At 40.1% G+C, this 24,534-nt stretch carries 18 protein-coding genes; 11 read left to right on the top strand and 7 right to left on the bottom strand.

Going from position 1 to position 24,534, the window contains the following annotated elements:
* Positions 1 to 243: 243 nt before the first annotated feature.
* A complete protein-coding gene (locus DTK66_RS08895; protein ID WP_191668442.1) occupies positions 244 to 1,188 on the bottom strand; it encodes a Dyp-type peroxidase in 945 nt (314 codons plus the stop codon).
* Between the two features lie 156 nt (positions 1,189 to 1,344).
* Here DTK66_RS08895 and DTK66_RS08900 point away from each other — a divergent pair, with 156 nt between their 5' ends.
* Together DTK66_RS08900 and DTK66_RS08905 are read left to right on the top strand one after the other, a co-directional pair.
* Positions 1,345 to 2,862: a YfcC family protein gene (locus DTK66_RS08900; RefSeq protein WP_191668443.1), complete on the top strand. Its 1,518-nt coding sequence runs from the start codon at positions 1,345 to 1,347 to the stop codon at positions 2,860 to 2,862.
* 12 nt (positions 2,863 to 2,874) lie between these two features.
* Positions 2,875 to 4,209 carry a dipeptidase gene (locus tag DTK66_RS08905; protein WP_153931347.1) on the top strand — a complete coding sequence of 445 codons (1,335 nt, stop codon included), beginning with the start codon at positions 2,875 to 2,877 and terminating at the stop codon, positions 4,207 to 4,209.
* A gap of 158 nt (positions 4,210 to 4,367) precedes the next feature.
* Here DTK66_RS08905 and gtfA read toward each other — a convergent pair whose 3' ends face one another.
* The 3 genes from gtfA to DTK66_RS08920 all read right to left on the bottom strand — a co-directional run bounded on the left by gtfA (position 4,368) and on the right by DTK66_RS08920 (position 8,166).
* Positions 4,368 to 5,825, bottom strand: a complete 1,458-nt coding sequence (gtfA, locus tag DTK66_RS08910; protein ID WP_191668444.1) for a sucrose phosphorylase — start codon at positions 5,823 to 5,825, stop codon at positions 4,368 to 4,370.
* Positions 5,826 to 5,854: 29 nt separating this feature from the next.
* On the bottom strand, positions 5,855 to 7,072 hold the full coding sequence (locus DTK66_RS08915) for an MFS transporter (RefSeq protein ID WP_191668445.1): 1,218 nt from the start codon (positions 7,070 to 7,072) through the stop codon (positions 5,855 to 5,857).
* A 308-nt stretch (positions 7,073 to 7,380) separates the two neighbouring features.
* The gene (locus tag DTK66_RS08920) at positions 7,381 to 8,166 is read right to left on the bottom strand and encodes a serine hydrolase (protein WP_153931483.1); all 786 of its coding nucleotides are present in this window, start codon (positions 8,164 to 8,166) and stop codon (positions 7,381 to 7,383) included.
* A 194-nt stretch (positions 8,167 to 8,360) separates the two neighbouring features.
* On the opposite strand from DTK66_RS08920, the gene DTK66_RS08925 reads away from it, so the two are divergent.
* Positions 8,361 to 9,614 (top strand): D-alanyl-D-alanine carboxypeptidase family protein, encoded by a 1,254-nt coding sequence (locus DTK66_RS08925; RefSeq protein ID WP_191668446.1) that lies wholly within the window; start codon positions 8,361 to 8,363, stop codon positions 9,612 to 9,614.
* 205 nt (positions 9,615 to 9,819) lie between these two features.
* Positions 9,820 to 10,260, top strand: coding sequence for a hypothetical protein (locus tag DTK66_RS08930; protein WP_153931481.1), 441 nt, complete (start codon positions 9,820 to 9,822; stop codon positions 10,258 to 10,260).
* A 300-nt stretch (positions 10,261 to 10,560) separates the two neighbouring features.
* Here DTK66_RS08930 and DTK66_RS08935 read toward each other — a convergent pair whose 3' ends face one another.
* Positions 10,561 to 11,598, bottom strand: coding sequence for an aldose epimerase family protein (locus DTK66_RS08935; RefSeq protein WP_191668447.1), 1,038 nt, complete (start codon positions 11,596 to 11,598; stop codon positions 10,561 to 10,563).
* A 141-nt stretch (positions 11,599 to 11,739) separates the two neighbouring features.
* On the opposite strand from DTK66_RS08935, the gene DTK66_RS08940 reads away from it, so the two are divergent.
* The 3 genes from DTK66_RS08940 to DTK66_RS08950 all read left to right on the top strand — a co-directional run bounded on the left by DTK66_RS08940 (position 11,740) and on the right by DTK66_RS08950 (position 16,562).
* Positions 11,740 to 11,937, top strand: coding sequence for a hypothetical protein (locus DTK66_RS08940; protein WP_225209064.1), 198 nt, complete (start codon positions 11,740 to 11,742; stop codon positions 11,935 to 11,937).
* Between the two features lie 388 nt (positions 11,938 to 12,325).
* Entirely contained in the window at positions 12,326 to 15,955 is a 3,630-nt protein-coding gene (locus tag DTK66_RS08945) for a KxYKxGKxW signal peptide domain-containing protein (RefSeq protein ID WP_191668455.1), read from the top strand.
* 130 nt (positions 15,956 to 16,085) lie between these two features.
* Positions 16,086 to 16,562 carry an efflux RND transporter periplasmic adaptor subunit gene (locus DTK66_RS08950; protein WP_191668448.1) on the top strand — a complete coding sequence of 159 codons (477 nt, stop codon included), beginning with the start codon at positions 16,086 to 16,088 and terminating at the stop codon, positions 16,560 to 16,562.
* 131 nt (positions 16,563 to 16,693) lie between these two features.
* On the opposite strand, the gene DTK66_RS08955 is transcribed toward DTK66_RS08950, so the two are convergent.
* Positions 16,694 to 18,091: a DUF2252 domain-containing protein gene (locus DTK66_RS08955; protein ID WP_191668449.1), complete on the bottom strand. Its 1,398-nt coding sequence runs from the start codon at positions 18,089 to 18,091 to the stop codon at positions 16,694 to 16,696.
* A 144-nt stretch (positions 18,092 to 18,235) separates the two neighbouring features.
* Between DTK66_RS08955 and DTK66_RS08960 the strand changes: the two genes are divergently transcribed.
* The 3 genes from DTK66_RS08960 (at position 18,236) to DTK66_RS08970 (ending at position 21,532) form a co-directional block, all read left to right on the top strand.
* Positions 18,236 to 19,774, top strand: a complete 1,539-nt coding sequence (locus DTK66_RS08960; protein ID WP_191668450.1) for a plasmid pRiA4b ORF-3 family protein — start codon at positions 18,236 to 18,238, stop codon at positions 19,772 to 19,774.
* Positions 19,775 to 19,827: 53 nt separating this feature from the next.
* Complete coding sequence (locus DTK66_RS08965) at positions 19,828 to 20,874, top strand: zinc-dependent alcohol dehydrogenase family protein (protein ID WP_191668451.1); 1,047 nt, start codon at positions 19,828 to 19,830, stop codon at positions 20,872 to 20,874.
* A gap of 70 nt (positions 20,875 to 20,944) precedes the next feature.
* Positions 20,945 to 21,532 carry a peptidylprolyl isomerase gene (locus DTK66_RS08970; protein ID WP_191668452.1) on the top strand — a complete coding sequence of 196 codons (588 nt, stop codon included), beginning with the start codon at positions 20,945 to 20,947 and terminating at the stop codon, positions 21,530 to 21,532.
* 125 nt (positions 21,533 to 21,657) lie between these two features.
* On the opposite strand, the gene DTK66_RS08975 is transcribed toward DTK66_RS08970, so the two are convergent.
* Complete coding sequence (locus tag DTK66_RS08975) at positions 21,658 to 22,539, bottom strand: LysR family transcriptional regulator (RefSeq protein ID WP_191668453.1); 882 nt, start codon at positions 22,537 to 22,539, stop codon at positions 21,658 to 21,660.
* Between the two features lie 138 nt (positions 22,540 to 22,677).
* Between DTK66_RS08975 and DTK66_RS08980 the strand changes: the two genes are divergently transcribed.
* A complete protein-coding gene (locus DTK66_RS08980; protein WP_191668454.1) occupies positions 22,678 to 24,303 on the top strand; it encodes a malolactic enzyme in 1,626 nt (541 codons plus the stop codon).
* The last annotated feature ends 231 nt before the right edge of the window (positions 24,304 to 24,534 follow it).

Consider the following 24,534-nt stretch of genomic DNA (forward strand, 5'->3'; position numbering starts at 1 on the left):
TAGGTCTAAAGACATTAATAGAAAAAGGCCTACCACTCTGGGCAGACCTTTAAACTAACGGTACATTAACTACCGCTAGTTACATTATGATCAGTCATTGAATTTAATCCTACCCAGAGTATCTCCCCGTGCTAATCCACAGTAAGCGATACATTAAATTGTGTAGAATTAAAACTTCAATGGATGATCCCTCCTAAAATTCGATGCAATAAATATATCAAGTAAAAATTATTTTGTCAATAATTAATTTAATTCACCATCTGCAATTTGGTCCAACATTGGTCGCGAGGGGATAAAGAATACTTGTCCGCCAAGAATGTCAGAGAAAGTTAATAAGTAATCATTTTGTTCAAGCATGTTTTTAAGCATGGTCTTCGTAACATCCCAATGCCGTGAATAACCGATAAAGAATGTTCCAGTATTGCCTGATGCAGGATCAGAGTATGGGACATTCATGCGCACGATCTTTTGTTCTACACCATCGATTTCTGCTTGTGAAGCAACATTGTGAGCATTTTTAAACTTTTCTTGCTCACTAAGTTCAAGATCTGTAAATTTCTTCCGACCAACTGCTTTTTCTTGGTCTTCAGTCGTCAATTTGTTCCAAATATCCATATTGTGGCGCCATTTTTGTGCAAACGCATATGAACCATTTTCAAATGTTGGATCTTCATCTCCGATAATTGCATATTCAGCAGCATCTTGTGGTTCAGGATTCTCAGTTCCATCGATAAATCCAATGATAGCCCGTCCTTCAAAGTAACGGAACCCCTTTGTTTCATCAACGACATTAGTGATGTCTTTGATAAATAACATGATTTGGGCCATAAACTCATAGACAACTGCTTCATCATTTGCACGGATGTGGAGGAAAATATCTCCCTCGGCAGCCGGCATTTTATACTTCGGACCAGTTAAGGTTTGGTAAGTTTCCAATTCCTTAGGCTTAGGTGCATTTGGGAAAAGGTAATCCCAGGCATCATTGCTAAAACCAAGAGCAACTTTGAGGTTTCCCTTATTGTCCCGAATACGAAGTGACCGTGTGATTGCTTGGAAACGATCGACAAATTCTTTAATCGCTTCCTGTTCTTTTTCTCGATCTTGCCGTTTTAATTCTAAAACAGTAAATTGAACGTGCTCACCAGCGTCTTTCCAAACGTCTTGAGCCTTATTTGGATCCATTACCATGAGATGGTCTCCTCCTTAAAATAGTTTGCTCTGTACTACACTGCAATTATAGCATTGTTTTATTACTAAATTACACTTATTACATCATTGAGTTGAAGCCGCTTTCAAACTGAATTAAAATATAACTGTGATTATTTTTACAAAGAGGTGGTTATTGTGCAGGAAACACAAACAAAGAAAAAGCATCGATTTCATATGCCCTCTGCGTTTACAATTTTATTCATAATTATTATTTTAATTGCAATTTTAACGTGGATTATTCCAGCAGGGACATATGCGACTGATAAGGCAGGCAATATTATTTCAGGAACCTATAAGACGGTGACGAGTAAACCACAGGGAATTTGGGACGTTTTCATGGCCCCAGTAATCGGTATGGTCGGCGATAAAAAGACTGATGGTGCGATTTCCGTTTCCTTATTTATCCTAGTTATCGGCGGGTTCTTAGGCGTTATTAATAAGACTAATGCATTAAATGAAGGAATTGGCTCAATTGTTCGCCATTATAAAGGACGTGAAAAACAATTAATCCCGATTCTAATGCTTTTATTTGCTTTAGGCGGTTCAACTTATGGCATGGGTGAAGAAACAATTGCCTTTTACCCATTATTGATTCCAGTGATGATGGGAGTCGGCTTTGACTCAATCGTTGCTGTTGCAATTGCGCTGGTTGGTAGTCAGGTTGGTTGTCTTGCCTCGACAGTTAACCCATTTGCGACCGGCGTTGCTTCTCAGACCTTAAACATCTCTCCAGGTGACGGATTAGGGTCACGGGTATTATTATTAATTATTACAATCACGATTAGTATTATATATGTTTACCACTATGCTTCGGTTATTGAAAAAGATCCCACCAAGTCTCTCGTATACAATCAACGGGCCGAAGATGAGAAGCACTTTTTGGTCAAAGCCGATCCAAATGATGACCATAAAATGACTGGTCGGCAAAAGACGGTCATTTGGTTATTTGGAATTACTTTTGTCGTAATGATTCTCGGATTAATTCCATGGACAAACCTTAACAGTCATTGGACATTCTTTGATCAGTTTACAAAATGGCTAACGGGGATTCCATTCCTTGGTGATCTGCTAGGACATGACATGGCACCACTTGGGACATGGTACTTCAACGAAATTACGATGCTCTTCCTTTTTATGTCCGTTTTAATCATGGCAGTTTATCACATGAAGGAAAGCGACTTTATCGAGGCCTTTATGTCTGGAATGGGCGATTTCTTAAGTGTGGCCATCATTGTTGCTGTTGCTCGTGGTATTCAAGTTGTCATGAATAACGGGATGATTACAGGAACCGTCCTTCACTGGGGCGAACTAGGGTTACACGGGTTAGCCCAGAGTGTCTTTATTATCTTGGCTTATATTTTCTACATTCCAATGTCGTTCTTAATTCCTTCAACTTCTGGCTTAGCAGCCGCTACAATGGGCATTATCGGACCGATGGGGCACTTTGCGCATGTTTCCGGCAGCTTAGTAATCACTGCTTACCAGGCAGCTTCCGGTTGGGTTAACTTAATAACGCCGACGTCGGGAGTTGTGATGGGTGCTTTAGCAATTGCCCACATTAATGTCGGTATTTGGTGGAAGTGGATGCTTAAATTAATGATTTATCTTTTTATTGCCACCTGCTTATTCTTAGGTATTGCGGCGATATTGTAGGAGGAAATTTTAATGAGTACAATTATTACAGAAAAAGACCAACAAGCAGCAGTTAAAACACTTGAAAGATTAATCGCGGTTCCGTCATATAACCAACCAGCCGAAGCGGGGGCACCATTTGGTCGTGGAATCCGCAATGCATTGGATGAAATGATGAAGATTTGTGATGAACTCGGTTTTAAGACTTATGAAGATCCGGACGGCTATTATGGGTACGCTGAAGTCGGCAGCGGAGAAAAAGTATTTGGAGTGATTTGCCACCTTGACACTGTCCCAGCTGGTGATCTTAGCAAATGGGACCATGATCCTTTTAAAGGAATGGTGGTCGATAATGCCGTTTATGGGCGAGGAGCTCAAGATGATAAGGGACCGGGGATTGCAGCTTTATTTGCTGTTAAGGCCTTGATGGACCAAGGATATCATTTTAATCAACGGATTCGTTTTATTTATGGTACCGATGAAGAGATTTTATGGCGTGGGATTGCCGAATATAATAAAAAAGAAGCGCCAATCGATAGCGGTATCTCGCCAGACGCGGAATTTCCGCTGATTTATGCTGAAAAGGGTCTTCAACAATCATACCTTGTCGGCCCCGGCACTGATAAATTAAAGATTAGCTTGCAGAATGCGTTTAATGCGGTCCCTGATAGTGCTGTTTATGATGGTCCAAGACAAGATGAAGTTAAGGCGGCCCTTGATAGGCACGGGTTTGAATATACGAGTGATGCCAATTCAATTACAGTTATCGGTAAATCGGTTCATGCAATGATGGCTCCCAAAGGAACTAATGCTGTCTTACGATTGGCGATAGCCCTTGATGAAGTTTTTGATTTTAAGCCATTAGATTTCATTGGCAAACTATTTAAAGAAGATGCGACGGGAAGCAATGTGCTTGGTGACGTCAAGGATGAATCCGGTCATCTAACCTTTAATATTTCTAGTTTGGAGATAAATGAAAAGGAAACCCGGATGCAAATCGACTTACGGATTCCTGTTACGGTCGATCGTGATAAGCTGATTGCAGAACTAAGTGAAAAGGTTGCCCCGTACGATCTTGAATATGTACACTTCGATTATCTGGCCCCGTTATATGTACCTAAGGATAGCGCGCTTGTTAAGACGCTAATGAAGATTTATAAGGAACAAACGGGTGATTCAGCTGCCCAGCCGCAAATTTCTGGTGGCGCGACGTTTGCGCGGACAATGAATAATTGTGTCGCTTTTGGGGGAATGTTACCAACTACTCCTGACTATATGCACCAAGCAAATGAGCAGTGGCTGTTAGCTGACATGCAAAAGGCAATGGAGATTTACGCGCAAGCAATTAAGGCGTTATGTACAGACTAAAAATTAAATAATAAGAAAAACACCCACAATTAAGCATTGTGGATGTTTTTTTTAGATTGAAATAGGTAACTATTGTTGAGAGATAAAGCGTTAATGGAAAGGAAAGTTACCTATTTCAATTTATTTATTTTGAGAGAGATTATTTTTAAGGGAGAGGACTACTTTTGTTCCATTACTTTTTCGCCGTTAGCAGTGATAGTGAATGTCTTATTAGCTGCATCGGCTTCAAGTACGGCAACGTTCTTGCCATCCTTGTCTTTACGAGTAATCTTAATTGTGGTTTCAGTTGGGGTTTCAACATCAATTGAGCCGTCAAGGTCAAAGGCAGCAAACTTGTTCCGCCATGCAAGTAAGTCTAAGAGGTTCTTAACTACTGGACGTTGAACTTCCTTGGCTACTTCTTCTTTGGTGTAGTAGTGACGGTTAATGTTTCGACCTTCCTTAGTCTTTTCAAGTAATTCAAGATCGTTTGAACCGGCAAGTAAACCAACGTAGTAAACCATTGGGATACCAGGAGCAAAGATTTGGAATGCCCGAGAAAGGAGGTAAGCCTTGTCGTCATCACCTAGTGCTGAGTAGTAAGTAGAGTTAATTTGGTAAATATCTAGGTTGTTGTATTCAGCACTGGAGTACTTCCGCTTAACGTTGGCACCAACCTTGTATAATTCGTTTGATGCGTATTCAATTTCGTCATCAGTTAAGATGTCCTTAGCATCAACAACACCGATACCATCATGAGTATCAAGGGTAGTGAATTGCTTCATTGGACTCATCTTTAACCACTTAGCAAGGCGGTTAGTCTTACCAGAGTAGAGGGTGTAGAGAGTAGTCATTGGTAAAGTGAAGTCGTAGATGAAGAAGTTATGTTCAGAGATCTTTTGTGGAATAGTGTAGTGTTCGTGGATTTCTGGAAGGATTGTTGCCTTATATGGAGCAAGGATATCTTGAACTTCATTTAAAAGATCCCAAATTTCCGGTTCAACGAAGAAGTCATTAGTACCAACTTTCTTGATAGCATAAGCAAAGGCATCAAGACGAATCATGTCAGCCCCATGCTTAACCATGTCGACTAAGGTTTCCTTGAAGAATTCGTTGGCAACTTTACTCTTAACATTGATGTCGATTTGTTCTTCACCAAATGTGTTCCATAAGTTTTCAGTTGTACCATCGTCAAAAGTGATTTCTTGCTTTGGTGCCTTATCTTTCCGCTTGTAGATTAAGTCAACATCTTCTTGGGTTGGACGGTTTTTACCAGCCTTTTCCCAGAACTTTTCCCAACGGATAAAGAAGTCGTTGTACTTAGAATCATCGTGCTTCTTCTTGAAGTCTTGGTACATTTCAGACTTCTTGGAAATGTGGTTAATCATGAAGTCAAACATTAAGTAGTAATCTTCACCTAATGCTTCAACGTCATCCCAGTTACCAAAAGCAGGGTCAACAACATCATAACGGTAAGGAGCAAATCCGCGGTCACCAGTTGAAGGGAAGAATGGGAGCAAGTGTACACCACCGATGGCATCACCGATGTACTTCTTTAATACTTCATGAGTTTCTTTGATGTCTTTACCCATTGAGTCAGAGTAAGTAATTAACATTGCTTCGTTTTTAATTGGCATAATGAAAACCTCCAAATAATTTTGAAATATTAGTTAGCTTGTTTTGAACGACGAGTTGCAAAGAAAATAATTAAGGCAATAACAATGAGCATTACACCATAGATTGGGAATGGTGCAGCAAGATCCATCCCGCTAAGCGGACGTCCCATTAATCGGTTCATCCATTCAGCGATGGTTGGTGAGAAGAATGCTCCAAAGTTAAACCCGATAAGGACCATTGATGTTACAAGTGGTTGCCGTTTAGCAGGTGCCAAATCAGGCAACAGGTTGAAAATCAATGGTGAAACTAATTGAAGCGGGAAACCAATGAGGAGCAAGCCGATGACTAACATTACAAAGTTCCCGTTTGCAAAAGCGAATAAGAAGTTTGAGAGCGCCATCAAGCCCAAACCAAGGTAAACAGTTCCAAAGCCTAATACCTTATTGATTGAGCCATAGAATAATCCACCAAGGGTTGCCCCAATCAGCATTAATGAAAGGAACATTGATGAACCGGTATAGTGGCTTCCCTTGATTGCTACTGCTAATCCAGGGAACCGATTCTCCATTCCTACATAGTCAACCACTAAGAGGAATGCAAAGATAACAAGAAGGTAAACAACAGGACTGATCTTAGCAATTGGTTCATCTTCTTCATTTAATTCATCAGCAAGGTCATCTTCAGCAATGTTGTTATCTTGTGCCTTGCTATCATCAGGAACACGGATAGCGAAGAAGAAGAGGACAACGAATGCGAGCAAGTAAACAGCGAATGAAGCGTGCCAACCAGCATAACTGAGGATTAAACCAGCAATTGCTAAGGTACAAGCTTGCCCAATCTGTTCAGCAGCAGCCCGCCACCCAAGCATTTGGGCCCGGGTACTTCCTTCGTACCAAACGGAGATCATTGAGATTGCTTGTGAGTTATATAGACCAAATCCAGCACCTAAAACAAGGCGGGAAATTAAAATAGTTGTATAGTTATCTGCAAAAAGCGGTACAATCCCGGCAAGACCGACAATGGTTACCCCAGCCATAATAATCTTCTTGTCGGAAATTTTAAACCATTGTTGAAGTAACGGTGAAAGGACAACAAAAATCATTACAGCAAATGAAGGGGTAGTAACTAAGTATTCTGACTGCGTTTGCGAGATTCCGAGCGCTGCCTTTAATTGCGGCAAAGAACCTTGAATGGCATAAGCACTCGTAACCATGAATGAAACTGACAAGAAAGCCAATTTGGTAACAATAGAATTTTTGCTATTCATAATTAGTAGGTACTCTTTCTATAAGATTCTTGATAAACGTTTATCATTAATGTACATCTACAATATACAATGGCGAACAATAAATGTCAAACGTTTAACAAAGATTTCTTAAAAAAGTTGTAATCAGTTACATTGTGATAGAAACGCTATTTTTATGAAATAAAATGAAAGCTTGAAGTAACGCGGTTCATGCCTATTAAAACGAAGCTGTGAAAAAGATAACAATAATTGAACGTTTTACTTTTCAAGCGTAATATTCAGTTCAGAACTAAAAAAGCTGGTGAAAATTCGTATTTCACCAGCTGTTATTAATCTAATATCGGTTTTGTTACCCGGGCAAGTTGTTCAATTACTTGTTGGCCGGCAGCCATTGTTTGATTCTTATCGGTATAAACGGCAATTGTATAATCGGTCCCGTTACTATTTTTGACATAGCCGATGCTGTTAACAATCCAGCCGCTTTTGCCATAATTGAGCCAGCCGTTCTTTAAGGCGAAGTTGTCACTACTAGCAGAAATTCCCCATGCTTGATCGCCTTCAACGTTACTCATTAAAGCGCGAATCGCAGAACGATCGTCATCTGATAATACTTTAGATTTGTAGAAAATATTATTTAGTAGCTTAACTTGGTCTTTAGGAGTGGTGACGGTCAGTCCCCAGCTGCTATTGGCATGCGACTGAGTCATGCCGAATTTTTCAAAAGTCTGCTGTAAGCCGTTTTTGCCGCCAAGATAGTTTTCAAACAATTCACTCGTAGAATCGTTATCACTTTGTTCAATCATTTTTTTAGCTAGGGATTTTTCGTGACTCGTCAACGGGCCTTGTTGGTTGGCCAGAATCCCTGCTAAAATGCTAACCTTAACTGTACTAGCGGTCCGAAACTTATGATGAGGGGCATTGCTCGAAGTGTATATTTGATGGGTCTTTGGAGAATACACCGCAATACTAACATTATTATTGGAAGTGAAAATTATCTTATTCCAGGCTGATTTTAGGCGTGCACTGGTTGAGGTAAAATGATGTACTCCCAAAATAATGAGTAAAATAGCAATGATAATAAAAAGAAATTTACGCTTGTGTTGCGATCTTTTCATTCGTCAACGACCCTTTCTAATTAAAAATTAGCATACTTAATTAATGATACAAGTAATTTTCAAAAATAAAAGATGCAATTCGAGAATTTAATGAAAAATAAGACTTTGAATTAATTTGTTATTAAATCGTCATACACTTTAGGGGGCGGATAGGATATGATAGTTAGGTGAATAAAGGAGAGAAAGTAATTATAATGAAGAAAGTTAAAGCTTTATTTTCTAAGTTAGTTTTATTAGTCGCAACGATTAATATTTGTTTCGGCGGCTTAAGTATTTTTACGAGTGTTCATGCGGATGCTCCTGCCTTTGATATGGATGCGCGGGCTGTGTATGCCATTGATGCGCAGAGCGGACAGGTACTATACCAAAAAAATGCAACTAAACAATACCCAATTGCTTCGGTCATAAAGATATTGACTTTAGGAGTGATTGAGCAGGATATTCGTAATCACCATTTAAAATGGGATCAAAAGATTAAGATTACGCCCGCAGTCGCTAAAATGGCTGATGACTGGCATTTTTCTAATGTACCATTAAAAAATGGCGAGGAATATACAGTTCGGCAACTGGTTGACTCGATGATGCTGGTTTCCGCTGATGGTAGCACAGAAGCTTTGGCGTTAGCGGATGCGGGTAGTACAGCGGCATTTAATAAGAAGATGCAGGCTTTTGCAAAAGAAGCAGGAGTAACAGATACTAAGATTTATAATATGATTGGATTACCTAACGGGGATCTTGGTAAACATAAGTTAAAGGGCGTTGATAAGGATGCGGAAAATCTATTATCCGCTAAAGATGTTGCGCTTATTTCAAAATACCTCGTTGAACAGTATCCAGAAACACTTGAAATAACGAAGCAGAAATTTGCTAATTTCAACGTGACAAAGGATCAGCAGTACCTAATGACTAATGTAAATGCGTTATTACCGCAAAATGGATTTGCGCCGAAAACAGGTGAAATTGACGGCCTAAAAACCGGAAATACTGATCGGGCTGGTAAATGCATCGTATCAACAGGGATGTTTTCGGGACGGCGGATTATTCTTGTAGCCTTGCATACTAAGGGTGAATGGAATGATCAGTCTAAGATGCAACAGGACTTCTATAATAAACTGACCGATGAATATCAGCCGGTAGAGGTAAAGAAAGTAAGCGATCTTTCACCTAAACTAACGCAGGTAAAAGTAGCAAATGGTAAAGACAAAAATAAGGTAAAACTTACATTGTCGCAAAAAACGGCAGTATGGCTTCCTAAAAATCTCAAGTTGGAAGCTACTAGTCCGTCCTTGAAGATTGCTAAGAATTATCGCGAGAATGATCATCAATTGCGGGCACCGCTTAAGAAGAATCAAAATGTAGGAAGCATTGAACTTCATATTCCTGGATTGCCAAACTTTGATGTCCCAGTAAGCGTATCCCAAACCGTAACTAAAAAATCAATTTTCTAATATTACTAAAGAGGTCATTCTGTTAATAACAGGGGCTTCTTTTTTATCTTCATAATTATAAAAATATTACTTTTTATTAGTGTAGCTATGGCCTTAAAATTATTTTGAAATTCATAGGGCGTATTATTTGTATAATTTAAATTATAAAAATATAATATAAGGTGAATTAGGAATTATAGTTATTATTTATAGGAGGTAATTAGTTATGGCTGATTATGCAAAGCGTCAACTTAAGGCTTTAGATCGTATTGCAAAGAAGATTGCAGATGCTGAAGGGCACCTTACAAAGATTGAGGACAGTGTTGATAACAAGAAGCACCGTACCGCTCAACATGAAACAATTAAGGATATCAAGTCAATCCTTAAGCACGCTCGGAAGGTAGACAAGGATTCTGATAAGCTTGAAGAACGTGCAGGCGAAGGTCATAAGGATCCTGCTGAAAACCACTACGTTTACATGCAGGATGAAGAAGGTGTTATTAAGGACCTTGAAAAAGAATTCAAGGATCTTGACGACAAGCTTGCAGCCCTTACCGATACTGAAGGCGACAAGATTAAGGCTTTCCGTGCAGAACACCATTACCTTGAAAAGGCAAAGGAAATTTTGCAAAAAGCTGGGAAGTTCAACCCAGACGACAAAGATTAATTTATAATTCCTAACGCAAACATTGGGGCTGAGAGAAAATAAAAGTTTTCTCTCAGCCCCAATTGTTTTAACGAACGATAGCAAGGTAACGTGCTAGTTATCGTTCTAGCTTAGCCAACTGTCGTATTGAACAGGTTATTTGCTACTCTCAATATTTTTTAATTAAATAGCTTTTAGCGTGAACATAAAAAGGACTCTAGTATTCGGAAAACCGTATGCTAAAGCCCTTTTTATGCTTGCGGGAGTGTACGAAATCATAAATGATACGCTCCCTTGTGTATTTCACTAGGTATTTATAAATTAGTATTCGACATGCCACTTAATAGTGTAAGTTTTTTCTTCTCCTGGGTGCAAACTAATGTCACCAAATTCTGGATGGTGAGGAGCATCTGAAAGATTTTGTGCTTCCATTGCAAGACCGAGGTGGGGATGAACTTGACCATGATTGTAAACTGCTGCATCATCAGAGTTCATTGTATACATAACTAACCCGTTCCGATCTGAATAAAGGCTCATTTTTCGACCGCTTTCTGGATCTTCAAGCGTTGCTACTGGCTTAGTGAGACTTGGCGTAACTTCCCAGATATCATCAAAGCCGTTTTCTTTCGTGCTACTCATTTGCTTAAGCGCATCACCGAGTTTGGTTGGGGTACTGAAGTCAAATGGTGTACCTTCATTGGCAAGTTTTTCACCGGTCGGAATCTTACCTTCGTCAACGGCAAGATGGTTTTCAGAGTTAACGTATAGTTTTAACTGGTCAACTGTTGGAACGTTAGCCGCAGCCATGTTCCAGTAAGTATGGTTAGTTGGATTAAATAATGTATCACTATCAGTTGTAGCTGACATCTTAAGTGATAAGAAATCATCATTATTTAAGGTATAGGTTGCAGTAACGTGCATTTTACCAGGATAAGTATCGATTTCAGGACTTAATGTTAAACTGAGGGTGATTGATACTGAATCGGAAGTTGCTTCTGTACTATCAACATGCCAGATATGACTATAGAAACCATTACTGCCACCGTGAAGCGCATTCTTGCCTTCGTTTTGTTCAATTTGGTAATCATTGCCGTTGATGCTAAATTTACCATCAGCAATTCTTCCGGCCACCCGACCGATTAAGCGGTTAGTACAGAAACCATTGTTTGTAAATTCATCAAAGTTTTCAGAAGTTAGGATCATATCTGCTTTGCCGCCGTCCTTGGTTGGTACCTTAAATGATTGTAATAAGCCTGCAAAGTCAAGAATTCCCGCTTGCACTCCATTATCGTTAGTCAATACATACTTAGTTACTGGTTTTCCCTTATAAGTTCCAAATGGCACTTTTGAAATTTCCATAATTATAGCCTCCTTGAAGTAAGCGCTTTAGTACGCTTCCTATTTTACCACATTTTTATTATTATCGCTGTGCAATCGTTTGCGCAAATTTGAATATGCTAGAATAAAAGAAATAGTTTAAATTAAAATTTATGGGGTAAAATGATGGCAAAAAATAAGTGGGAACAATTCAAGGATAATTTTAGTAAAAATTTTATCGACTTTTTGATGATTTTTGCAGCTGAGGAAAAATTTATTAACAAGCATCGCCATAAAAGTAGTGTTATCAAGGAACAGGATCGTTATGGCAGCGATCAGCGAAGAAGTAGGGATAAAGATGGGAATAGTGATGAACGATAGGTAAAGGAACCGCTTTTGTTTAAAAATTAACAGGCTTACTAATCAGTTGATTTTATGATTTTAACCAAATAAAGACCGCCAGTATAGCAATTGATTTTGATAAACTATACAATTTGGTCTTTTTTTATTTTGAAATTATTATATCGACTGATAACTTTAATCAGAAAACTAATCTAGCGAAAAATAAAAAATAATAATTTTAAAAATCAATATTTATAGAATGAATGTTGATATATTTGGAAATAAATCCGTTTTTTTTTTTTTTTTTATTTTATCAATCGAAAGATAAGCGAAAAACGCTTGAAAAGAATGGAGCGATTACATAAAATGAGGGTGTTGTAAGACAACTTATTTATTTTGAAGTTTTTTATTTTGGGAGGATTATTATATGAAGAATAATCAAGTACATTACAAGATGTATAAAGCTAAGAAAAATATCGTATATGCTGGCTTGATGACAACTGCTACTTTAGCAGGTCTTACATTAGCAAACGTAAACAATACAGACGTTCACGCTGATACTGTTCAACCAGCTATTACTGAAACAACTGGCTCAGCAAGTGCTGCTTCAAATGTTTCATCTGATGTAGTTTCACAAGCTCAAGAAAAAGTAAATGCAGCTAGTGACGCTGTTACTGCTGCTTCAAGTGCTGTTGTTGCCACAAGTGCTGCCAACAGTGCTGCACAAGAAAATGTAGCTAACGCTAAGAGTGCTGCTACATCAACTGCACAAAGCAATGCTAACTCAACATCCGCTGTTGCAAGTTCAGCATTTAACGATTACAGTGCCGCTAAGTCAACTGCTGATGCAACAGCTAATGTTTCTACTAACATTGCTGCCGCTTATAACCAATTTAAGGACGGCAAGACGGACAACGCATTAAACGCTGCTCAAGCTGCTGTCAACCAAGCACAAAAGCTTTTTGGTAATAACAGTTCACAAGCTCAAACTGCTGAAAACGTAATCAACGCAATTAACGAATACAACCAAAACCCAACTGTATCCAACAAGGGTAAAGCGGTTGCTGCTCTTAACGCATACGAAAAATACGCTAACGAACAAATCGTTTCAGCACAAAAGGCTCTTGACGAAGCAAACGCTAACCAAGCAAACCTTCAAAAGCAATTAGATGCAGCTCTTAGTGCTCAAGCCCAAGCTAAGACTGCTCTTGATAACGCTAAGTTGGCTGTTAACCTTGACGCATTAAAGAAGGCTTATGAAGAAGCTTCTGCTAACGCTGAAAAGGCTACTACTGCTTTGAACAATGCAAACAATGTATTGAACGCTGCACAAAAGGCTCTTGATGAAGCTCGGAATGCACAAACTGATGCTGCTACTAAGTTAGGTACTACTAACCCAGACATGGCAGCATTACAAAAAGCTGTTGACGATGCTCAAGCTCCAGTTAATGAAACTGGGAACGCCTTAGATGAAGCAAATGCTGATCTTAAGTCAGCTCAAACTAGCTACGATGCTGCTGCCAACCGTCAGACAGCCGCTGCTGACACTTACACTAAAGCAGAAACAGCATTGAATGATGCTAAGGCAGCTGAACAAAAGGCTGAAAATGATTACAACGAAGCTTACCAAGCTTACGTTAACGAACCAAATGAATGGAACGATGAAGCTCAACAAACTGCTAAGGAAGATTGGGATAAAGCTTCTGATGCTCTAGCTAGTGCACGACAAGCATTTGATGAAGCTAATACCGCATTAAACGGTGCTCAAACAGAAGTTAATGCTGCTGGTGAAACGCTTGAACACGCCCAAGCACGTCAAAAGGCTGCTCAAGATGCTCATGATGCTGCTGTAAATGCACAAACCGCTGCTGCTGACAAGTTAGCTGCTGCTAAGGAATACCAAAGCGCAACTGCTAACGTCAACAAGGCAAGTGAAGAATTTGGCAACGCTCAAGCTGCTCAACAAAAGGCACAAAAGGCTGCCGATGATGCTTTAAATGCGCAAACTGATGCTCTTAACAAGTACAACCAAGCACATCAACTTGAACAAGATGTTGCTAACGCACAAGCTGCCTTTGATGAAGCTCGGAATGCACAAACCGCTGCTGCTGATAAGTTAGCTGCTGCTAAGGCTTACCAACAAGCATCTGTTAAGGCTGAAGCTGCTGCTAAGGTATTGAATGATGCTAACGAAGCATTGGCAAATGCGCAAAAGGCTCTTGACGATGCCCATAACGCGCAAACTGACGCTGCTGACAAGTTAGGTACTACTAACCCAGATATGGCAGCTCTTCAAGCCGCTGCTAACGATGCTCAAACTAAGGTTAACGAAACTGGTGCTTTATTAGATGAAGCAAATGCTGACCTTAAGAATGCTCAAGCTAACTACGATACTGCTGCTAACCGTCAATCAGATGCTGCTGACACCTACACAAAGGCAGAAACTGCATTAAACGATGCTAAGGCAGCTGACCAAAAGGCACAAGCTGCTGTTGCTCAAGCTGAAAAGGACTTACAAGACGCTGATGATTACTCAGTAGAGTACCTTACTGAAGCACTTGAAGCTGCTCAAGCTGCTGCTGACAAGACAGCTACCGCTTTAACTGCTGCCCAAAAGGCATTTGATGAAGCTAATACAAAGCTCAACGGTGCTCAAACAGAAGTTAATGCTGCCGGTGAAACACTTGAACACGCCCAAGCACGTCAAAAGGCTGCTCAAGATGCTCATGATGCTGCTGTAAATGCACAAACTACTGCTGCTGACAAGTTAGCTGCTGCTAAGGAATACCAAAGCGCAACTGCTAACGTCAACAAGGCAAGTGAAGAATTTGGCAACGCTCAAGCTGCTCAACAAAAGGCACAAGCTGCATTTGACGAAGCTATGAACGAACAAACTGCTGCCGCTGACAAGTTAGGTACAACTAACCCAGATGTAGCTGCTCTTCAAAAGGCATATGATGACGCTTCAACTGCTGCTAACCAAGCAGGTGCAAAGCTTGAAGATGCCAAGGCTGCTCTTGCAAAGCAAAACCAAAAAGTTGCTGATGCTCAAAAGGCATACGATGACGCAACTGCCAAGGTTAACGATGCAACTAAGGCATTAGACGATGCCAAGGCTGCTACTAAGAAGGCTCAAGATACCTTCAACCAAAACAACGAATTCGCTACTGATGCTGCTGCAGCATACAGCGAATTAAATGCTGACCACGCTGAAAATGCTTTGAACACTGCTCAAGACTTACTTAACAAGATTCAAAAGGTTTACGGCTACAATGCGCCACAAACTGATGCTGCTGAAGCATTAGTAAGTGCTCTTAAGGATTACTACCTTAACCCAACTAGCCCAGCTGACAAGACGGCTACCTTGAACAAGATTCAAGCAGCTCAAGACGTATTCAATGACCTCGTTAAGAATGCTAATGATGCCAAGGATGCTGCTGAAGCTAAGTACCAAGACGCTCAAAAGAACGCTGATGCTGCTAAGGCAATCCTTGACCGTGTAAACAACGGTGACTTCAGTGACTTCCCAGCTGTTAAGGATGCTGAAGAAGCTCAAAAGCTTGCTCAAACTAACTACGACAACGCTTTGGCTAACTTGAAGAATGCTCAAGCTAACTTAGACACAGCTAAGGCTAACCTTGAAGCTGCTAAGAAGGCTGCTAGTGAAAAGCCAGCTGATAAGCCATCAACTGGCGATGACAAGACTGACACTGAAAAGCCAGCCGACAAGCCATCAACTGGCGATGACAAGACTGACACTGAAAAGCCAGCCGATAAGCCATCAACTGGTGATGACAAGACTAACGCTAATAAGGATGCTAACAACGCCGTAAACGACACGAAGAAGAGTGAAACTACTACTGTTGCAACTGCTGACAAGAAAGCTGCTGCCACTACTAGCGTAACTCGTGCTGAATACAAGGCTAACAAGCAAAACGAAGCTAAGGCAGAAACCTTACCACAAACTGGTAACGAAAGTGGCGTTGCTGCTGTTGCCTTAGGTGCCGCTGCTGCTATGTTCGGTCTTGGCTTAGCTGGTAAGAAGCGCGAATACTAATAACATATTTTGAAGTTGTTGGTTGAGATTTAATTTTATAATTTGTTCGGACGTACTAGAGGGTTGTGACGAAGTTTTCTTTGCCACAGCCTTTTAGTTTACCGCGAACAGAAAATTGGGTGAGAAAATTATGGCTGATTTAACAGCGACATTAAAACAAGCTCAGGAAACCTATGAGCGAGCACAAAAATCATATGAAAATTTCAATGAAAAATACCGTGAAGCAAAACAAGCGGTAATTTCAGCACAGAGCACGTTCGCAGGGGTGCAAAATATTGGTGATAAAACAACGATTGCTGCCAGCACCCAATTACTGAAAAGCGTTCAAGAAAACCTTGATCGAATTTCAGCAAACTTATTAGTGGCTAAAGAAAATGTTAAGGCAGCGCGCTTAAATTTGGAGAATGCAAAAAAGGCTGTTCAAGTGGAGAAAGAAAATCATCAACCGCTTAAACAGCCAGAAACATATACTCAAATCTCAACAAGTTATGGTGAAATCAAACTTGCTAAGAAGGCTCCACGGCCAACGCCGAAAAAGAAAAAGGAGCCAGCACCAGTAAAAATGACGCGGGCTGAATATCGGAAACGATTAAACGAGGATCGTTAGGAGTGAGCGGGTGACAGAGGTTGTTTCGTAACTCCTTAAGCGTAAATAGGACCCCAAAGTTTTTTCAAGCTTTGGAGCCCTATTTATTTTTTTATAAGGAAATGAGTTTATGTCATAATTCCTGATAAAATTTACCTAATTAATTTGCCGTCAGCAATTGCTTTTTTGAATAGTTCATAATCCCTTGTCACTTGGTCGACATATTTTAGTGCCCAATCGGCCAAAAGAATATCGAGTTTTTTCTGGTGCTTTAAGTAGCCGCGAATCATCGGTGCTGTCGGGCTTTGAAAATGTGCCATTGCAAGGAGGTAAGCACAAGTTTGACAATAGAATTGGAAGCTTTCAAAGTCAAGCTTATTAACATTAATTGATTCTTTCATGTCGCGGAATTGGCGAATGTAATAACTTCGTCCTCCGAATGCAGTGCTTCCAAGAAAAGGGTCAGAAGAAGATTGGAGAACTCGTTGCGCCGTGACAATCCGTTGCCCTGCAATTTCCCCGTTTTTAATTACTTGCTGGACTGGTAACGAGAGTAAATTATATCTAAGCGGCATTGCTTCTTTAACCTGAAGGACGATGTGACTATTGTCATTGCCTGTCAGCATTAATAAGTAACACCGTGTTCCAAAACTACCGACGCCAACACTATAACGGATAATGTCAGAAATATGGAAATTAGCTAGTAAAACGCGGACATCTTGGCGGATGTTTTCGCGGTACTTGTTATATCCCTTGACGATTTGTTGGTAGCGAACGGCACTAAGATGACGGGCACGCGGCGGGTTATCTTGAAAGACAAGCAGGCCTTGATTGTTAACGGTTGCCATTTTTTGAACAATCTCTTCTGAATTACTTCGTTGACTCTTTTTCAGAACCTTATTGAGCACGGTTTGCATTTGGGTCGAAATATCCCCAAATGATTCAATTGCTTTCCCCATGGTCTCATAGTCAAACGAGAAGTAAAAAAGCTGCGAAAGACTCATTTTATTGGCATTTTTAATTGTGTGCCGATAAGTTTTGGCAGTAATTTGGAGTAGCTGGTAGAGGTCTTCAGATGTAAAACCGTTCTCTTCTCCAGCTAGTTGTGCGCTAACTAAGAGACGTTTGAGGTCGCTTTCCCAATTACCAATCCGCGCTTCATCAAAGTCGTTAAGACCAAAAAGCAGTTTACGCTCCGGTGAAGCATAAAATCCAAAATTATTAACGTGCGCGTCACCACAAATAATAACAGGTAGGTGACTTTGGTACTGTTGCTTTAAATCGTGTTCCATCAATTCAGCAGTCCCACGGAAAAATGCGAAGCGGCTAGCAATCATTCGTTGATGACGCAGAGGTAGTAATTCTGGAATCATATTGGCTTCCGTAATCTGAATTGTTTTTACCGGATCACGCTCAACATCAACAAAAGTACCGAGCATATCGCTACTAATCTCTTTTTGCTGATGTTTACCGGTATTCTCGAGTTCAGATTTTGTTTGATTGACTTGGATTTTTCGTAAATCAAAGATATCAAGTTTTTGATTAAGCAAAAGCGGCTCATCCTTTCAGTGACAATACATTATACCCTATTTTAATTCTTTTATTTTGTTTGTAAATATGGTTTGATTGAGTTGATAAATAATAGTTTTTAAAATAAAATTAATATAAGGAAAATAATAGGAGGAATCGATACGGTGATTATTGCAGTAGAAAATTCACTGGCTCAGCATTTGCATGTTAATTCACAAACAATATCATCAGCTGAGCTGCTTGACACTAATGTATGGACTGTTCGAGTTGCTGGTGAGTTTATGATTGTAATGAATAATTTAATGTCATTGCCTGTTATCGTCCGTTATCCGCAGCGATTTAATGATTCTCGTTCATTTATGACCGCATTTAAACGGGAATTTTTGCAATTGCTGGAGATATCGCCAGTCCCTCATGCGAAAATAAGAATGATTCGCGATGCACAATTCGGGAAAATTACATTTACTAAGCAAATACAACCAGAGACACAACAGCAGCTCCAAATGTATCAGAACATGATGATTGGACCTAATTCTGTAATTGATTGGGAAAAGGACCCAAGTAACGCTGAGATTGCATTACAGTTAGCTGAACAGACACGGATCAGAAACCAATCGACTGATGAAGAAATTGTAGTGATGGATATCTTTGAAGACTATTCAGTGACAGATTTTAAGATTGCGACTCATCCCAAGCTTAATGAGCATAATCGACGCTACCTTTACCGATCGCTTTCGATTAACGATATTATGAATGCAACGGCTGTTGGAGAAAAGATTCTAGATGATTATGAAGAATATTTAGAGCAACGCCACCAAAGCGAAAGTATTATTGATCGGGATTTGGATTGTGCGGCCGATTATCTAGGATACTGTGAGGCATTGGGAGAGTCAGTGCTTGACGATGTTGCATTGGTTTACCATTACTTTATTAACTATGAAAAGTTGCATAATAACCGACCAACTGAGAATGGTTTTCGGACAATGAGCGATGCCTTTCGTGCATTCGGTCGTTTTTTACGAGCTGAAGATCTATTCTCAAGTGAAGACTACGATAAGTTTGTTCAGGCGATTAATCAAGGAATTAAAGATCTAAATTCGAAACAACGAATGTATCACCTACAACGAATTATCCGTGATATGCGGCGAGAAGTACGGGCCCAGCGCGAACATGCAATTCAATATGTTAATAAGCAATATGTTGTTTATGTCGAACTTGCTGACTATGAGCCTAAAATGTGGCGAAGATTTACAGTTAGCGGCGATACACGGCTTGATATGCTCGCGTTTATGGTCTTAGCAGCATTTGATGCTGATGGAACCCATTTATTTGAGTTGCAGCAGGCAAATGTTCATTATCAGTTACCGATTTTTGATAGCGGATTTGGCCAGACAAAAGATTTAACGCAGTGTTGGGTCGGTGATTGTAATGTAAAAGATGAGTACACGCTAGTATATGATTTTGGGGACATGTGGCAATTTAAAATCCGCTTTGAGGGAATTGAGCCTAAACGAGTTCCATCACACACTAATCCGGAAATGCTAGAAGGATCTGGTAACGGAATTTTAGACGATATTGGTGGCGCCCATGGCTTGACCCAAGCGGCCAAGGACGATCCGGCTATTAATAAGAATTTAGATGTAGCTGCATTTCAACAAGAATGGTTGCGAAAAATTGGTAAAATTCGTAACAGCTATGAATAGGAAAAAGCATTACAATGATAGTGATAATTTCAATTTAATCGAGGTCTTTTTGAATGGTAAAGCAAGAAAATGTTATTCCGGACATGATGAAGGCGTGGGCGGTTACCACGCCAGGACCAATTGATGGGCAAAGAGCACCAATCGAGTTTACTGAAAAGCCAGTTCCAACACCACAGCGGGGTGAAGTATTGGTCAAAATCCTAACTTGCGGGGTTTGTCATACGGACCTTCACGTTACCGAGGGGGATTTGCCTGTTCATAAAGAGCATGTGACTCCAGGACATGAAATTGTAGGTAAGGTCGTAAGTCTTGGTTCAGAGACGCGTCGTTTTAAGATCGGTGAACGGATTGGAATCCCGTGGTTTCGTCATGCGTGCGGTGTCTGCAAGTTTTGTCGGTCAGGACATGAAAATTTGTGTCCCCATTCTGTTTACACTGGGTGGGATCATGATGGCGGTTATGCTGAATACGTAACAGTGCCTGAAGGATTTGCTTACCGGATTCCAGAGAAGTTTGACTCGCTTGAAGCAGCCCCATTGCTATGTGCCGGAATTATCGGTTATCGAGCTTTTGAACGAGCTAATATTCCTGCAGGTGGCCGGTTAGGATTATACGGCTTTGGCGGTTCAGCGCATATAACAGCGCAAATTGCCCTTGCTCAAGGAATTGAGGTCCATGTCTTTACCCGTGGTGAGGATGCTAAGAAATTTGCTCTTGAGCTTGGCTGTGCCTCTGTACAAGGTTCTTATGACCCATCACCGGTACCGCTTGATTCAGGCATTATTTTTGCTCCGGTTGGCGACATGGTTTTGCCGGCACTGGCTAACTTAGTTCCTGGTGGTACTTTGGCGTTGGCAGGAATTCATATGACTGATATTCCGGCAATGAATTATCAGAAAGAAATCTTTCATGAAAAGACATTAACAAGTGTAGAGAGCAATACGCGTCGTGACGGGGAAGAGTTTCTAACGTTAGCTGATCGGCTTGATATTCATCCAGAAGTACATGAATATCCGCTTGCCAAGGCTGATGAGGCTCTTCGTTATGTCAAGAATGGCGATATTAAAGGCGCTTGTGTATTACGTGTTAGTGAAGATTAAATAATTGCCTTATTCTTGATCGGCTTGCTAAGATAGTAGGTGAGGACGAAAGAGAAATGAGGTTTTAACTATGAAATATCCACAATTATCATTAGCTGAGGTTAAAGGGCCAAAAGCAACCATTGAAACAACAATGGGTGTGATTAAGGTACAGCTCTTTCCTAAACAGGCACCAAAAACAGTTGAAAATTTTGTTAAATTAGCTGAAAAGCATTATTATGACGATGTGATTTTTCATCGGGTTATCCCTGATTTTATGATTCAAGGAGGCGACCCTACTGGTACGGGCCGTGGTGGTGAAAGTATTTACGGACAGCCATTTGAAGATGAATTTTCCGAAGAACTTTTTAATTTTACGGGTGCTCTTTCAATGGCCAATGCGGGACCTAATACTAATGGCAGCCAATTCTTTATTATCACTAATAAGCATGTTCCTGAAAGCATGATTAGTGAGATGCAGATGGTGGGTTATCCACAGGAAATTATTGAATATTACGAAAAAAACGGTGGAACGCCTTGGCTGGACTTCCACCATACTGTCTTTGGTCAAGTGTTAACTGGAATGGATGTTGTTGAAAAAATCAGCAAAGTTAAGCGGGATGCAATGGATAAGCCAAAGAAAGATGTAATTATTAAAACAATTACTATTGCGAAGTAGTTAAAGGGGGCTCTAGTGTTCGGATTTTTCCAATATTAGAGCTCTTTTTGTATCCTGTAATGTACCTACTATAATTAGGGAACTTCTGTTACAGCTCATTTTTGCATTGATCGCTATTCCAATGCCTATTCATCTTTTGGGGTTAATAGATCCCATAATTGCTTTTTATAGGGCGTAAGAATTTCTGTTGACCGGGTAACCGCGGCTAAACGAAAAGATTGGTTAAGCGGCGCGGATACTTCGAGGGTTGCAATGTTATCTTCAGGAGTAATTGCGAGACTGGTGAGATAAGCGATGCCGAGGTTTTCAGCAACCATGGCCTTGATAACGTGAATATCAGCAGTTCGATAGATAACTTGGGGCCGAAAATGAGCCAATCGACAAATTTGTTTGAACGCTTGCTCGTGAAAAAATTCGGAATCAGGGACGATGAACTTTTCGTTTTTAAGACAGGCAAAATCAATTTTATCTTGGGAGGCGAGGGGATGATTTTTGCTAACGATGATTTTAAAGGGATATTTATTTAATTCGACGGTTTTAAGCCGTGTCTCTTTAAGCGGGGTGAGTGAACCGAGCAAAGCAATGTCTAAATTACCGTGTTCCAGCATTTTTAAAATTTCTTTAGAACCATGTTCATAAGTTTCGAGGTGGCTTAATAGCCCATGTCTCATGAGGGCAGGGGTAAGCGGTGGGAAATAATAATTACCAATAATAGGCGGCAGTCCAAAGCGGATTTTCGTAGATTTGCTTTGTTCGATTTCTTGGTAAGCAATCTCCAATTCATTAAGGATAACGTCGACATGCATTGCAAATTGTTTACCAGCTGGTGTAAGGTGTAATTCTTTGTGGACGTGGTCACGGACAAAAAAAGGGGTTCCAAAATCCTTTTCTAATCGTTGAATCGCCATCGTAATTGTTGGCTGGCTAACCCTAAATTCATTTGCCACATGGGAAAAGTTTCTGGTTTTTACTAATGCTTGATAATATTGTAGGTCTTTTAGCTTCATAAAATCTCCTTTCTAACGGCATTTTGCAGTGATACTATTAATTTTATTTATATCATAGCATGGATTTGACTATATATTGTTGCTAGTTTTAACCTAAAATTGTTGAAATCTTAGAAGAAAAAGGATAGGCGATAATCAATGCGCAAGGGAATGCAAATATTAAATGATCCGTTTAAAAATAAGGGAACTGCTTTTACAATGGAAGAACGAAAAAAGTATGGTTTATTGGGCTTATTACCATCCTGCGTTCGGACGATTGAAGAACAGGCTGCTGAAACATACAGCTTATACCAATCAAAGGACTCACAAATTGAAAAGCGTCACTTATTAATGGAAGTCTTTAATAATAATCGGACACTGTTTTTCTATTTGATGAAACAACATATCACAGAATTTATGCCAATTGTTTATGATCCGGTGATTGCTGAGGCGATTGAAAAGTATAACGAGCGTTACATTAAGCCGCAAGATGCTGCCTATTTAAGTATTGAACATCCCGAACTAATTAAAGAAGAACTTGCAGATGCTGCGGATGGCCGTGATATTCGCTTAATTGTTGTAACAGATGCGGAAGGAATCCTCGGTATTGGTGACTGGGGAGTAAACGGGGTCGATATTTCAGTTGGTAAATTAATGGTTTATACCGCGGCGGCTGGAATCAACCCATCCCAAGTATTACCAGTTTCAATTGATGCAGGAACTAATAATGAACAATTGTTAAAAGATCCTAACTATCTTGGAAATCGGATTAAGCGGGTTGAAGGCGAAGAGTATTTTGCTTTTATTGATAAATTTGTTGATGCAGTTGAAGAGTCATTCCCCAAGAGTCTTCTTCACTTTGAAGACTTTGGTCGCGGGACCGCTGCAAGAATCCTTGATAAGTACCAAGATAAAATTTTAACGTTTAATGATGATATTCAAGGAACTGGTATTATTGCTTTAGCTGGTGTTCTTGGCGCAATGAATATTTCTAAAGAAAAGTTGACGGATCAAACCTTCTTAACATTTGGTGCAGGAACGGCCGGAATGGGAATTGCCAAAATGCTTTATGACGAATTAATTCGCCAAGGGCTAACACCGCAAGAGGCTAAGCAACACTTTTACCTCGTAGATAAGCAGGGACTATTGTTTGAAGATACTCCAGGCTTAACACCAAAACAAAAGCCATTTACTCGCCAACGAAGTGAATTTGCTAACGCTAATGAATTAACCAGCCTCTTAGCAGTAGTCAAGGCAGTTCATCCGACTGTAATGATTGGAACGTCCACTCAACCGGGGAGCTTTGATGAAGCAGTTGTGAAAGAAATGGCAGCATACACGCCACGTCCCGTTATCTTCCCGCTGTCAAACCCCACGAAATTAGCAGAAGCCAAAGCGGCTGATCTGCTTAAATGGACAGACGGAAAAGCGCTAATTGCTACTGGTATTCCTGTTAAGGATTTGGAATACAATGGTGTAAATTATCAAATTGGGCAGGCTAACAATGCGTTAATTTATCCAGGGGTTGGTTTTGGGGCCTTATCAGCAGAGGCAAAGTTACTAAACGATGAAATGCTAGCTGCTGCTGCGCACGCCTTAAGCGGCCTTGTTGACCCTGATAAACCTGGAGCAGCTGTATTACCACCGGTTGAAAAGCTCACAGAATTTTCACAACGGGTTGCGGAAAAGGTAGCACAATCAGCAATTGACCAAGGGTTAGCCGGAAAAAACATTACAGACGCCAAGTTAGCAGTTAAAAAGAATATTTGGTTACCACAATATTAACTTAATTATTTTGAATAGAAATAAGGCAAATAGTTCGTTTGTGAATAATAAAAGTTAATAACTGATCATTATGTTTAAATTAACACCTGAGAAATAAAAAATCTTGGGTGTTTTTTACGGCTCTTCGTCAAGAAGTACTGATAGGAAAAATTGAATAAGATTGATCAAGCAGCTCGCACCTGGACCGTGTGAGTTGCTTGTTTTCTTTTCCAGTTAATTGCGATGTAGGTG

This window comes from Limosilactobacillus walteri (assembly GCF_014830205.1).
Lineage (GTDB): Bacteria > Bacillota > Bacilli > Lactobacillales > Lactobacillaceae > Limosilactobacillus > Limosilactobacillus walteri.

Coding starts and splice junctions, on each gene's coding strand:
- DTK66_RS08895 (WP_191668442.1), bottom strand. CDS start 1,188: ATGGTAATGGATCCAAATAAGGCTCAAGACGTTTGGAAAGACGCTGGT.
- DTK66_RS08905 (WP_153931347.1), top strand. CDS start 2,875: ATGAGTACAATTATTACAGAAAAAGACCAACAAGCAGCAGTTAAAACA.
- gtfA (WP_191668444.1), bottom strand. CDS start 5,825: ATGCCAATTAAAAACGAAGCAATGTTAATTACTTACTCTGACTCAATG.
- DTK66_RS08915 (WP_191668445.1), bottom strand. CDS start 7,072: ATGAATAGCAAAAATTCTATTGTTACCAAATTGGCTTTCTTGTCAGTT.
- DTK66_RS08920 (WP_153931483.1), bottom strand. CDS start 8,166: ATGAAAAGATCGCAACACAAGCGTAAATTTCTTTTTATTATCATTGCT.
- DTK66_RS08925 (WP_191668446.1), top strand. CDS start 8,361: ATGAAGAAAGTTAAAGCTTTATTTTCTAAGTTAGTTTTATTAGTCGCA.
- DTK66_RS08930 (WP_153931481.1), top strand. CDS start 9,820: ATGGCTGATTATGCAAAGCGTCAACTTAAGGCTTTAGATCGTATTGCA.
- DTK66_RS08935 (WP_191668447.1), bottom strand. CDS start 11,598: ATGGAAATTTCAAAAGTGCCATTTGGAACTTATAAGGGAAAACCAGTA.
- DTK66_RS08940 (WP_225209064.1), top strand. CDS start 11,740: ATGATGGCAAAAAATAAGTGGGAACAATTCAAGGATAATTTTAGTAAA.
- DTK66_RS08945 (WP_191668455.1), top strand. CDS start 12,326: ATGAAGAATAATCAAGTACATTACAAGATGTATAAAGCTAAGAAAAAT.
- DTK66_RS08950 (WP_191668448.1), top strand. CDS start 16,086: ATGGCTGATTTAACAGCGACATTAAAACAAGCTCAGGAAACCTATGAG.
- DTK66_RS08965 (WP_191668451.1), top strand. CDS start 19,828: ATGGTAAAGCAAGAAAATGTTATTCCGGACATGATGAAGGCGTGGGCG.
- DTK66_RS08970 (WP_191668452.1), top strand. CDS start 20,945: ATGAAATATCCACAATTATCATTAGCTGAGGTTAAAGGGCCAAAAGCA.
- DTK66_RS08975 (WP_191668453.1), bottom strand. CDS start 22,539: ATGAAGCTAAAAGACCTACAATATTATCAAGCATTAGTAAAAACCAGA.
- DTK66_RS08980 (WP_191668454.1), top strand. CDS start 22,678: ATGCGCAAGGGAATGCAAATATTAAATGATCCGTTTAAAAATAAGGGA.